Raw genomic sequence first — 12710 nt, 5'->3', positions numbered from 1 at the left:
ATGAGTCAGTTTTAGAATGGAGGCATCAGGATGAACACAATACGAAGTCAGTGGAAAGACATCGTAACGAGTAAAACATTATTAATTCCCATCATTGCCATTTTGTTTGTCCCGCTTATTTACAGCGGCGTGTTCTTAAAGGCTTATTGGGACCCATACGGCACAGTTGACCAGCTCCCTGTCGTTGTCGTCAACCAAGACAAAGGAGAAACCTATGAAGGAGAAAAACTCCAAATCGGTGATGATCTGGTCAAAGAATTAAAGGATAATAACAACTTTGATTGGCATTTTTCCAGTGATCTTGACCAATCGTTAAAGGACTTATTAAATCAAAAATACTATTTGGTTGTCGAGATTCCTGAGGATTTTTCTAAGAATGCCAGCACGGTATTGGACAAAAATCCGAAAAAGCTGGATCTGAAATACCATACAAATGCCGGATCCAACTATGTAGGGGCAACGATCGGTGAAAAAGCGATCGATAAACTGAAAGCCTCTGTTTCTAAAGAAGTGACCGAGCAATATACGAAAGTCATTTTTGATAACTTTAAAGATATCGCCAAGGGTTTGAGCGACGCGAGCAGCGGCGCGAAAAAAATTGATGACGGCACAAAGGATGCGAAAAACGGAAGCGCCCAGCTGAAAGAAAATTTGGAGAAGCTGAAGGAAAGCACCGCCACCATCAGTGACAAAACGGCGCAGCTTGCAGATGGAGCGGCAAAGGTAACAAGCGGCATCCAATCGCTTGACAGCTCGCTCGGAAAATTCCAGGACAGCAGCAATACGATTTATGAAAACTCAGGGAAGCTTGCCGCAGGATCAGGCAAGATAACGGGCAAACTGAATGAACTGAATGCCGGCCTTCAAAAGGTGCAGCAGGGCTTGCCTAATCTCACAAACGGACTGGATCAGCTCAACAGTAAAGCCCAAGAAGGTTCTGAGAAAGCAGCAAAAGCGGAAAAGCTCATCAATGCGCTCGATTTAACGAAGCTTGAAACAGCTGTCAACAACCTGGAAAAGTCAGAAACAGCGATGAAGGAATTAAAAAAACAGTTGACTGACTTTGAAAACAGCTTGAAAAACCGTGATCAGGCATTTAAAAATCTCATCAATTCGAGTGACTTCTTAACTGCGGAGCAAAAAAGCCAGCTGATCAATTCTGTTGAAAAGAAGCTTCCGCAAGTTGATGCGCCTGATTTTGATCAAATGTTAAGCCAGCTTCCTGCTGCTGATCAGCTGCCTGACATTGCAACGATAAAAAGCTCATTGGAAGATGTGAAAGCAGAGGTTGCACAGGTGAAGGCATTACCGGAAGCTACCTCTAAGCTTTATAACGGCGCAAAAGCCACTCAAGATGCGATTGACAAATTAACTGCTGGATCTGAGAAGATATACAATGCTTCACAGCAGCTGACAGATGGCCAAAATAAATTGACAGCCGGTATCGGTGAATATAATAAGCAGTTCGCAAAAGCAAAAGCAGGCTCAGAGCAATTGGTGACAGGAAGCAGCCAAGTATCCGGCGGTTTGCTGAAACTGTTAGACGGGTCTAAACAAGTCCAAAGCGGATCATCAAAACTTGCAGATGGATCTGAATCACTTGATACAGGTTTAGGCAAGCTATTGGACGGCACAGGAGAGCTGTCTAGTAAGCTGAAGGACGCGGCAGATCAAACAGGAGATATCGATGCTGACGATCAAACATACGGCATGTTTGCCGATCCTGTTAAAACGAATGATGACGCCATTCATTCCGTTCCTAACTATGGAACAGGGCTCACACCTTATATCCTGTCAATGGGCTTGTATGTCGGCGGCATCATGCTGACGGTTGTCTTCCCGCTGAAGGAAGCGTCAGGACGTCCGAGAAACGGTTTTGAGTGGTTCTTCAGCAAATTCAACGTTATGATGCTCGTTGGAATCATTCAATCACTGATAGTGGCAACGGTTCTTCTGCTGGGAATCGGCCTCGAGGTTGAGAGCACGTGGAGATTTTACGTGTTCACGATCATTACGAGTCTTGCTTTCCTGGCGATGATTCAATTTTTGGCCACAACGATGGGCAATCCGGGACGGTTTATCGCAGTGATTATTTTAGTGCTGCAGCTGGGAGCGAGCGGAGGAACATTCCCGCTGGAATTGCTTCCGAATTTCTATCAAGTCATCCACGGCGCATTGCCGATGACCTACAGCATTAACGGATTCAGAGCGGTCATTTCAAACGGCGATTTTGGCTACATGTGGCAGATGGCCGGCGTCTTAATTGGCATCGCCCTCTTTATGATATTGCTGAGCATTACTTACTTTATGATGCTAAGCCGGAAGGAAGAAACATCGGAAGAACAGCCGGCTTCATAATGAAAAAGAACTTGTTTCCTTCGAAACAAGTTCTTTTTTTGTTACATACCCCATTTAACAAGTAATCCTGTATAGGTTAATCCGCCGCCAAACCCAAACAGCATCACGGTTTGATCTTTTCTCAGCTTCCCGGCTTTGACTGCGAGATCAAGTGCCAAAACAATCGAAACAGAAGACGTGTTTCCGTAATATTCGACACTGGTGAGCGTTTTTTCAATCGGGAACGGTGTTTTTTCACATATCGATTCGATCATGCGCAAGTTGGCGCTGTGAGGGACAAACCAATCGAGCTCGCCGCTTGTCAGCCCTGCCTGTTGCAAAAGGCGTTCAAATTCGCGGGGGACGGTTCTCACTGCCCATTTATACACTTCACGGCCATTTTGAACCATTTTACCGGAATCAGCAAGGGGAACCCCATTTAGTTCATTTCGCAGCCCGGCACGGTACAATATATCTCCGCTGTTCCCGTTTGTTCCTTGGACAGACGCAAGAAATCCAGGCGTCTCTTCATCTCGTTCAACTAACAGCGCCCCCGCAGCGTCACCGAACAGCACGCATGTTGTTCGATCGGTATAATCCGTTACTTTTGACAATGTCTCTCCGGCGATGACGAGAATTTTTTGATGGAGGCCGGATGTGATCAATCCATTAGCCAAATGAAGGCCGTATGTCAGCCCGGCACACGTCGCATTAATATCCAGAGCGCCTGTGTTTTCCCAGCCGAAATATTCCTGCACGCGGCATGCCGTACTCGGAAAGGCATAATCGGATGTTGTAGTGGCAACAAGAATCATATCGACATCATCAAGTGTCCCTCCATAACGGCTCTTGAGATCCTTTATCGCTTCGATGCATAAATCAGAGGTGAACTGCTGTTCATCCGCTATCCGGCGTTCTCTCATTCCTGTGCGCTGAACAATCCATTCATCAGACGTATCAACGATCTTTTCTAAATCAGCATTGGTTAAGCGTCTGCTCGGCGCATAGGTGCCGATAGCTGTAATTTTCGCTTTTGACATATGAATCACTCCTTGTGATCAGATTATAACACTAGATATTAGTATCTGGTACTAAAAAAGAGGATTTTTCGCAAAAAAAGAGAAAATGTGAAATAGAGAATCTATGAAAAAGAAAAAGGAGGCTGAAAAATGGTCAGTCAAGGAGCGGTAGTCTTTATGGCGCTATCAGGGGCTATTGCGTTTTTATTGCCAATCGGGCTGATTGTATGGTTTAAGCGTAAGTATGGCGCCTCGCTTAAGGTGTTCTTTATTGGCGCTCTCACGTTTTTTGTCTTTGCCCAGCTGTTGGAGGGCGGCGTTCATGTTTATGTGCTGCAAGTAAATGAAATGACGAAAGAAGCCATGCAGAATCCATTGTGGTATGGCATTTACGGCTGCTTGATGGCCGGGATTTTTGAGGAATGCGGAAGGTATATCATGATGCGGTTTTTTATGAAGCGCCATCATGCTTGGGCGGATGGACTGGCTTTTGGGGCAGGCCATGGCGGGCTTGAGGCTGTACTGATTACAGGCTTGTCCTCTATCTCACTTATTGTATACGCATTTGCGATCAATAGCGGAACATTTGAACAGCTTTTGATTAATGACGACATCAAACAGGCGCTTCTGCCGATTCAGGAACAGCTGCTGCATACGCCTCCGTATGAATGGCTGCTGGGCGGAATAGAAAGAATCAGTGCCATTGCTGTCCAAATCGGGCTGTCCCTGCTTGTCCTGTATGCGATTAAAAGCCGCCGGCCGCAGTTTCTGCTGTACTCTATCCTTTTACATGCGCTCTTTAATGTACCGGCGGTTTTATACCAAAAAAGAATAATAGAACATGCTGCTGTTGTTGAAATCGTTGTTGCTCTCATAGCGGCTGTATCAGTCTATTGGATTGTAAAAGCAAATAGGCTGTTTCAATAAAAAGTCCAAGCAGCAGTACAGCCCGCTTGGAAAAATGTGAATGGAAATATTCATGAAGCATGGGTCATCAGAATATTTCTGATTCAGTCTTTAGAAATGACAGCAACAGTGTCTGTGTTTTTTACAAGAGAAACAATGGTGTTTCTTTTTCTTCTTCTCGCAAGGGTCATGGCATTCTTTCTTTTTCTTGCAATGGAAATCTTTATCGAACCACTCGTCAAAGAACCAAAAATCATCGAACCAATCACGACAATGATGTTTCCGTTCATGTGAATGACGACAGCACATAGATATCCCTCCTATTCCCATGCTCTCTACAGCATATGAGAGACTGATAGGAAAAGATTGGACGGGTCCCTCGGGAAAAGAGTATATTTTAAATAGAAAAATAAAAGGAGGAATGTCCTATGTCGTCCGTACGTAAAACGATGGAGCTCATTAAAGAACTTGTATCAATCCCAAGCCCGACAGGAAATACATATGAGGTGATCAATTATATTGAAAGCCTTTTAAAAGAATGGAAGGTACAAACGGTTCGGAACCATAAGGGCGGCTTAATTGGCACCCTTCCCGGACGCGACACATCCCGGCATCGCATGCTGACGGCGCACGTTGATACGCTCGGCGCTATGGTGAAAGAAATTAAAGCTGACGGCCGGCTGAAAATCGATTTGATCGGCGGCTTCCGTTACAATTCGATTGAAGGGGAATATTGCCAAATTGAAACCGCATCGGGAAAAACGTATACAGGAACCATTTTAATGCATCAAACGTCCGTGCACGTATACAAAGACGCGGGAAAAGCTGAGCGGAATCAAGAGAATATGGAGATTCGCCTTGATGAACCTGTTCACTGCCGGAAAGATACGGAAGAGCTTGGCATTGGCGTCGGAGATTTTGTGTCGTTTGATCCCCGTGTCGAGATCACATCAAGCGGATTTATTAAATCACGCCACTTGGATGACAAAGCAAGCGTCGCCTTATTGCTGCGCTTAATACATCAAATTCAAACAGAAGAAATTGAACTTCCATATACAACTCATTTTCTTATTTCGAATAATGAAGAAATCGGATACGGCGGGAACTCGAATGTTCCTCCTGAAACAGTTGAATATTTGGCGGTCGACATGGGGGCAATCGGTGACGGGCAGGCGACAGATGAATATACAGTATCCATCTGTGTGAAGGATGCAAGCGGGCCGTATCATTATCAGCTGAGAAAGCATTTAGTCCATTTAGCCGAGAAGCATCATATCGACTATAAGCTTGATATTTATCCATACTACGGGTCGGATGCGTCAGCAGCGATCAAATCCGGGCATGATATTGTTCATGGACTCATCGGGCCGGGAATTGACGCTTCGCATGCATTTGAACGCACTCATCAATCATCTCTTCGCCATACAGCCAAGCTTCTGTATTATTATGTACAGTCACCGATGGCAGAGGAGAAAGGCGAATGAACATTTATGAGATGAAAAGCACATTCGGCTGGGAGGGAGATGACGGCTTAGGGGAACAGCTGATTCAGCAAATCCTCGCCGGAGAAAAAACAGCCACGTGCGCCCCGAAATCTTTATATTCAAAAGATGAATTGAGTGAAGTGTATCAAACGGCGGGACAGCTTGTTACCGTTTATGATAAGCATGACAATCCGAGATGCAATATAAAAGTGACAGATGTGTTTGAAACGACCTTTGGAGCACCTGATATGAGGTTAGTCAAAGGAGAGGGCAATGGAGATCGAATTGAGAAATTTCAGGAAGACCATCGGATGGCATGGGCGGAACTGATCAAAAACGGTGAATTAGAGCTGAATGAGGATACAGTTTTGATGACAGAGCTGTTTGAGCTTGTTCATGACTAAAAAAAGCCTGCGGGGCAAGAACCCCGCAGGCTTTTCATTAACCGGAAATGGTTGCGTTTTGGTCTGCTTTGGCTTGGGACATGACAGTTTCTGCTTTCGCAGGATTAAACATGCCTTCCCATTTAGACATCACAACGGCAGCAAGCGCGTTACCAGTCAGGTTGACAACTGTACGTGCCATGTCCATGATGCGGTCTACGCCGGCAATAAAGGCAAGTCCTTCAGCCGGAACGCCGATAGTGCCAAGTGTCGCAAGCAAGACGACAAAAGAAGTACCAGGCACGGCAGCCATCCCTTTAGATGTGACCATTAGGACGAGCACAAGCGTAATTTGGTGCCAAATCGTCAAATCAATACCGTATACCTGTGCCAAAAACAGCGCGGCAATAGATTGATAGAGAACGGAACCGTCTAAGTTAAACGTATATCCGATTGGAATGACAAATGAAACAATGCCTTTCGGGCAACCGATTTTCTCCATTTTTTCCATGATGCGAGGAAGAACTGTTTCAGAGCTGGACGTACTGAACGCCAGTAAGATTTCGTCCTTCATGTAAGCAAGGAATTTGAAGATGTTGATGCCGGCAATTTTTGCGACAATTCCAAACACGACAATCAAGAAGAAAGCAAGTGCGACATACACCAATCCGACGAGCTTTCCGAGAGAAAGAAGAGAACCGAGTCCAAATTTAGACACAGTCACTCCGATAAGCGCGAAAACACCGAATGGAGCCACTTTCATCACGAGGTTTACAACGTGGAACATGGCATGGGACACACCTTCAAAAAAGGCTAATACAGGCTTGCCTCTTTCACCGATCGCAGAAATACCCAATGCAAATAGCACCGTAAAGCAGATGATGGCAAGAAGATCTCCTTCGACTAAGGATTGGAAGAAGTTTGTCGGCACAATATGTAGGAACGTATCAGCTACTGTTTTATTACTTTGCTCTTTTTCAGTTTCGACATATTGACTGATGTCTGATTTTTGAGCTTCGTGTATATTAACTCCTGTACCCGGATGGAAGATGTTTGCAAGTGCTAGTCCGAGAATGATGGCAAAAGTCGTAATGATCTCGAAGTACAGAATCGTTCTGAAGCCTAATTTACCGACTTGCTTTCCATTTCCTGCGCCGGCTACACCGATGATTAAGCTGGAGACAACAATAGGAATCACTATCATTTTGATTAAGCGTAAAAAGAGATCCCCGATTGGCTGCAGGTAAGCAGGCAATGCTGGGTTGCCGTACCAAATAACGCCAACAATAACACCTAGAATAAGTCCAACGAATATTTGTGTGGCTAATCCAAACTTTATTCTTTTCATAGATTACCTCCCAAAACAAAGTATCAACATATATCATGAATTGACATATATTTAATCTCACTATTAGATCAAATTATAATAGATAAGAAATGAATTCGTCTATAGTAAATTATATTTAGAAAATAAATAATATTGTAAAACACAATATAAATCACCAGAATTATCTAAAAACGGGTGAGCTTTGACCTAACCTGACTATTATTTAAATATATAGAAGTTAAACGAATAAAAAAATCTCACACTTTATGTGTGAGATTTTCGCCCCTTTACATATCATTTATTTTTATACAGTCGCTGCAAATATTTATATAACATTCATGCTGTTCATCTATCTTTTTTCCGCATTCTGCACACTTTTTCGGAGGCAGGTTTCTAAAAAAATCAGTCATTTTTTCTAGCATAACCAATCCCTCTTTCCCCTTTGTAGTGTCTTCATTGTAATATAACAGTTTTAAAAAATCAATAACTGTTTTGATACAATGTTTAAAACATGCTTTTTTTAAGAAAAATGGGTATATTGAAGGAGGATCAATTTTCTTGAGAAGATAGGAGGACATTATGAAAGTTACAGTTATCGGATGCTATGGCGGTTTTCCGGCCGCAAATGAAGCGACGTCGGGCTATTTGTTTCAGTCAGGTGATTACTCGTTGCTTGTCGATTGCGGCAGTGCAGTATTATCGAAGCTGTTTGGATATGTACCGGCGGAAAAGCTGAATGCGGTGATTCTGTCTCATTATCACCATGACCATATCGCAGATATCGGGCCGCTGCAATTTGCCAAGCAGGTCGGTTCGTTTCTCGGCAAAGGAGAGCATACGCTCCCGATTTACGGACATGATGCTGATATAGAACAGTTTCAAAAGCTTACATATAAAACACATACGAAAGGAATTGCCTATCAGCCGGATCAGCCGTTGACTGCCGGTCCGTTTACAATCACCTTTTTAAAAACGATTCACCCGGTGACGTGCTATGCCATGCGGATTACTGATGGCAGCCATACTGTCGTTTATACGGCAGATTCCAGCTATCAGGATTCATTTATTCCGTTTTCGGAAAATGCCGATTTATTGATCTCAGAATGCAATTTTTATGCCGATCAAGACGGGACAAGCGCAGGCCATATGAACAGCCTGGAAGCCGGGCGAATTGCAAAAGAAGCGGGAGCGGGAAAGCTGCTGCTGACGCATTTGCCTCATTTAGGCGTTCATAACAATCTTCGCGAAGAAGCGAAAACCGTTTTTAACGGCGAAGTGAATATTGCAACATCAGGTTTTGTGTGGGAAGGATAAAGGAGGAGCACCATGTTATTTATCGACAATCAAAATATCAATGATCCGCGGATCAACCTTGCTATCGAGGAGTACTGTGTAAAACATTTAGATCCTGAACAGCCGTATTTGCTTTTTTATGTGAATCAGCCGTCTATTATCATTGGCAAAAACCAAAATACAATAGAAGAAATCAATACAAAATATGTAGAAGAAAACGGGATTATCGTCGTCCGCCGTTTATCAGGCGGAGGCGCTGTGTATCATGACCTGGGGAATTTGAACTTCAGCTTTATTACAAAGGACGACGGGGACAGCTTTCATAACTTCAAAAAGTTCACTGAGCCGGTGATTCAGGCGTTACATCAGCTCGGGGTTGAAGCGGAATTGAGCGGCCGGAACGACATTGTAGCGGGTGGCCGGAAAATATCCGGAAACGCCCAGTTTTCGACTAAAGGACGCATTTTCAGCCATGGCACCCTCATGTTTGATTCTGCCATTGATCATGTTGTGTCAGCATTAAAGGTGAAAAAGGATAAAATTGAATCAAAAGGCATCAAATCAATCAGAAGCCGCGTGGCAAACATCAGTGAGTTTCTTGATGATAAAATGACCACGGAGGAATTCCGCAGCCATTTGCTTCGGCATATTTTCAACACAAATGACATTCAAAACGTGCCGGAGTATAAGCTGACAGAAAAAGATTGGGAGGTTATTCATCAAATTTCGAAAGAGCGCTATCAGAATTGGGATTGGAACTACGGCCGCTCACCGAAATTTAACCTTAATCATTCAAAACGTTATCCGATCGGGTCAATTGATTTACGCTTGGAAGTCAAGAAAGGCAAAATTGAGGACTGCAAAATCTTCGGAGATTTCTTCGGTGTCGGTGATGTATCTGAAATTGAGAACCTGCTGGTCGGAAAACAATATGAACGCAGCGCCATTGCTGATGTGCTGGAAGGTGTGAATCTCAAGCATTACTTTGGGAACATTACGAAAGAGGATTTCCTTGATCTGATTTATTAAGGCGAAACACATTGTTTGAAAGAGCGATTGTGTTTTTGAAATAATGGAGGCAGGAGGGATTCACATGAAAGTGTTGTTAATCGGAGCGAACGGACAAATCGGACAAAGACTCGTTTCCCTATTCCAAGATAACCCTAGCCATTCCGTCAGAGCGATGGTCAGAAAAGAAGAACAGAAAGCGTCTCTCGAAGCTGCCGGTGCAGAAGCTGTGCTTGCGAATCTGGAAGGCAGCCCGGATGAAATCGCCGCCGCGGCAAAAGGCTGCGACGCGATCATTTTCACAGCGGGTTCCGGCGGCAGCACTGGCTATGATAAAACGCTGCTGGTTGATCTGGACGGAGCGGCAAAAGCCATTGAAGCTGCGGATATCGCGGGCATCAAACGGTTCATTATGGTCAGCACCCTGCAAGCCCACAACCGTGAAAACTGGAATGAATCACTTAAACCTTATTATGTGGCCAAGCATTACGCTGATAAAATTCTCGAATCCAGCGGTTTAACCTATACAATTATCCGTCCGGCAGGCCTTCGCAATGAGCCTGGAATGGGAAGTGTTTCAGCAGCCGCTGATCTGGAACGGGGATTCATTTCCCGTGATGACGTGGCGAAAACGGTCATTGCTTCTTTAGATGAAACCAATACGGAAAATCGGGCTTTTGATCTGACAGAAGGAGATACACCGATTGCCGAAGCATTAAAGAAGCTATAACAGGAATGACACTCGGGGCTTTTTGCTCTTGAGTGTTTTTTTGTGTTTCTCTATAATGAAAGAGAAAGCTTATCTTCAATAATGAATGACTGTTCATTCACTATAAGGGGTGGGAGAATGAATCTCGTTTCGAAATTGGAAGAGACAGCATCTGAGAAGCCCGACAGCATCGCATGCAGGTTTAAGGATCACATGATGACGTATCAGGAGCTGAATGAAAGAATTCAGCGGTTTGCGGACGGCCTTCAGGAAGCCGGTATGGAGAAAGGGGACCATCTTGCTTTGCTGCTTGGCAATTCGCCGGATTTTATCATCGCATTTTTTGGTGCGTTAAAGGCTGGGGTCGTGGCCGTGCCTATCAATCCGATGTATACGCCGACAGAAATCGGTTATATGCTGACAAATGGCGATGTAAAAGCGATCGTGGGTGTTGATCAGCTTTTGCCGCTTTATGAAAGCATGCATGAATCACTGCCGAAGGTTGAGCTCGTCATTTTATGTAAGACGGGAGATGCCGAGCCCGAAGCTTCAGACCCAGAGGTCAGAATGAAAATGACAACGTTTGCAAAAATAGCGCGCCCGACATCTGCCGCTAAACAAAGCCCAAAGCTTGTTCCTGATGATAACGCGGTTATTTTATATACGTCAGGAACGACCGGAAAACCGAAAGGCGCGATGCTGACCCATCAAAATCTGTACAGCAATGCCAACGATGTCGCCGGCTATTTGGGAATGGATGAGAAGGACAATGTCGTCTGCGCTCTTCCTATGTTTCACGTGTTTTGTTTAACGGTCTGCATGAATGCTCCGCTGATGAGCGGCGCAACTGTCTTAATTGAACCTCAATTCAGTCCGGCATCTGTTTTTAAGCTCGTTAAGCAGCAGCAGGCGACCATTTTTGCAGGTGTTCCTACGATGTATAATTACTTGTTTCAGCATGAGAACAGCAAGAAAGATGATTTTTCTTCCGTCCGGCTGTGCATTTCGGGAGGCGCAGCCATGCCAGTCGCGCTGCTGACGGCGTTTGAAGAAAAATTCGGCGTTACCATTTTGGAAGGCTACGGGCTCTCGGAAGCCTCACCTGTTACATGCTTTAACCCGTTTGACAGAGGCAGAAAACCGGGCTCCATCGGGACAAGTATTTTACATGTCGAAAACAAGATCGTAGATCCCCTCGGACGCGAGCTGCCCGATCATCAGGTCGGCGAATTGATCGTAAAAGGCCCCAATGTGATGAAGGGCTATTATAAAATGCCGATGGAAACAAAGCATGCGTTAAAAGACGGGTGGCTTTATACGGGGGACTTAGCGAGACGGGATGAGGACGGCTATTTTTACATTGTTGACCGTAAAAAAGACATGATCATTGTAGGAGGATACAACGTGTATCCTCGTGAGGTGGAGGAAGTGCTGTACCGCCACCCGGATGTCAAGGAGGCGGTTATCATCGGCGTGCCGGACGCCCAAAGCGGGGAAGCGGTAAAAGGGTATGTTGTACCGAAACACTCTGGCGTAACAGAAGCAGACATCATGCAGCACTGTGAAAAACATCTGGCAAAATACAAACGGCCTGCCGCCATAACGTTTCTTGACGACATTCCGAAAAACGCGACGGGGAAAATGCTCAGGCGGGCGCTGAGAGATATTTTGCCTCAATAATATGAAAAAGCGAAGCGGCGAAGCTTCGCTTTTTCATTTTCAATCCTTTGCTTCTTTTTTCACAATGTTCAGCAGCGCCTTTGTGTCGCTTTTATTTAATTTGTAGTACGTGCCGTCCTTCAAATAAACGGCTTGCTGGCTGCCGTCAATCCATAGTCTGAATGAGTCGTACCGGTCTTTATGAAACTTGATTGTCCCTTCGTAATCAGGGGTTGATGTTTTGTCTGTCTTCAGCTGTTTTCCCTGATTCATAATGTCCAGCATATCTTTGACATTCTGCCTTCTTTCGATCTCGATATCTTCCCCGCCGCTTGAAGACAGCGTGATCAAATCCGCATCTACCGATTGATACACATCACCTGACCGGCTGTAAAGATAGAAAAATGCAAGAAACACAAGACCGATAACCACGATGGCTGCCACTAATTTTTTCATTTGCATCACTCCAAACATTGTTAGTTTTCCCAGTGATCGGGCTTTCCATGCTTAAAAGGGCGGAAAAGTACGGCGCATAGCTTGGTTCTAAAAATTTGAATTTATGATTACAATAGAAGTAACGGGTTG

Annotated in this window: 13 protein-coding genes; 9 read left to right on the top strand and 4 right to left on the bottom strand. The window is 44.6% G+C overall.

The features are described 5' to 3' along the window. Positions 1–30: 30 nt before the first annotated feature. Positions 31–2358 carry a YhgE/Pip domain-containing protein gene (locus V6D44_RS04410; protein ID WP_087991257.1) on the top strand — a complete coding sequence of 776 codons (2328 nt, stop codon included), beginning with the start codon at positions 31–33 and terminating at the stop codon, positions 2356–2358. 41 nt (positions 2359–2399) lie between these two features. On the opposite strand, the gene fabHB is transcribed toward V6D44_RS04410, so the two are convergent. Beyond that, positions 2400–3377 carry a beta-ketoacyl-ACP synthase III FabHB gene (gene fabHB / locus V6D44_RS04405; protein ID WP_087991258.1) on the bottom strand — a complete coding sequence of 326 codons (978 nt, stop codon included), beginning with the start codon at positions 3375–3377 and terminating at the stop codon, positions 2400–2402. A 129-nt stretch (positions 3378–3506) separates the two neighbouring features. Here fabHB and V6D44_RS04400 point away from each other — a divergent pair, with 129 nt between their 5' ends. The 4 genes from V6D44_RS04400 to V6D44_RS04385 all read left to right on the top strand — a co-directional run bounded on the left by V6D44_RS04400 (position 3507) and on the right by V6D44_RS04385 (position 6150). Then, positions 3507–4283: a YhfC family intramembrane metalloprotease gene (locus V6D44_RS04400; RefSeq protein WP_087991259.1), complete on the top strand. Its 777-nt coding sequence runs from the start codon at positions 3507–3509 to the stop codon at positions 4281–4283. Between the two features lie 36 nt (positions 4284–4319). After that, positions 4320–4556 (top strand): hypothetical protein, encoded by a 237-nt coding sequence (locus V6D44_RS04395; RefSeq protein ID WP_176365276.1) that lies wholly within the window; start codon positions 4320–4322, stop codon positions 4554–4556. A gap of 134 nt (positions 4557–4690) precedes the next feature. Then, positions 4691–5746 (top strand): M42 family metallopeptidase, encoded by a 1056-nt coding sequence (locus V6D44_RS04390; RefSeq protein ID WP_087991261.1) that lies wholly within the window; start codon positions 4691–4693, stop codon positions 5744–5746. Further along, positions 5743–6150, top strand: a complete 408-nt coding sequence (locus V6D44_RS04385; RefSeq protein WP_087991262.1) for an ASCH domain-containing protein — start codon at positions 5743–5745, stop codon at positions 6148–6150. The genes V6D44_RS04390 and V6D44_RS04385 overlap by 4 nt, the downstream gene beginning before the upstream one ends. Before the next feature lie 37 nt (positions 6151–6187). Here the strand turns inward: V6D44_RS04385 and gltT are convergent, their stop codons facing one another. Beyond that, the gene (gene gltT, locus V6D44_RS04380; RefSeq protein WP_087991263.1) at positions 6188–7477 is read right to left on the bottom strand and encodes a glutamate/proton symporter GltT; all 1290 of its coding nucleotides are present in this window, start codon (positions 7475–7477) and stop codon (positions 6188–6190) included. Between the two features lie 266 nt (positions 7478–7743). After that, positions 7744–7878, bottom strand: a complete 135-nt coding sequence (yhfH, locus tag V6D44_RS04375) for a protein YhfH (protein WP_032732181.1) — start codon at positions 7876–7878, stop codon at positions 7744–7746. 157 nt (positions 7879–8035) lie between these two features. Between yhfH and V6D44_RS04370 the strand changes: the two genes are divergently transcribed. From V6D44_RS04370 to lcfB, 4 genes are all read left to right on the top strand, one after another. Next, positions 8036–8770: an MBL fold metallo-hydrolase gene (locus tag V6D44_RS04370; RefSeq protein ID WP_087991264.1), complete on the top strand. Its 735-nt coding sequence runs from the start codon at positions 8036–8038 to the stop codon at positions 8768–8770. Positions 8771–8782: 12 nt separating this feature from the next. Next, a complete protein-coding gene (lplJ, locus tag V6D44_RS04365; RefSeq protein WP_202328486.1) occupies positions 8783–9778 on the top strand; it encodes a lipoate--protein ligase LplJ in 996 nt (331 codons plus the stop codon). A gap of 64 nt (positions 9779–9842) precedes the next feature. Further along, entirely contained in the window at positions 9843–10487 is a 645-nt protein-coding gene (locus V6D44_RS04360; RefSeq protein WP_087991266.1) for an SDR family oxidoreductase, read from the top strand. A gap of 117 nt (positions 10488–10604) precedes the next feature. Beyond that, the gene (lcfB, locus tag V6D44_RS04355) at positions 10605–12146 is read left to right on the top strand and encodes a long-chain-fatty-acid--CoA ligase LcfB (RefSeq protein ID WP_087991267.1); all 1542 of its coding nucleotides are present in this window, start codon (positions 10605–10607) and stop codon (positions 12144–12146) included. Between the two features lie 39 nt (positions 12147–12185). Here lcfB and V6D44_RS04350 read toward each other — a convergent pair whose 3' ends face one another. Beyond that, entirely contained in the window at positions 12186–12581 is a 396-nt protein-coding gene (locus V6D44_RS04350; protein WP_087991268.1) for a hypothetical protein, read from the bottom strand. Positions 12582–12710 lie beyond the last annotated feature (129 nt).

Origin of the sequence: Bacillus sp. 0209A (assembly GCF_036765095.1) — a bacterium.
Lineage (GTDB): Bacteria > Bacillota > Bacilli > Bacillales > Bacillaceae > Bacillus > Bacillus subtilis_G.
The sequence above is the reverse complement of the archived record's forward strand: the minus strand, read 5'-3'. Positions and strand labels throughout refer to the sequence as shown.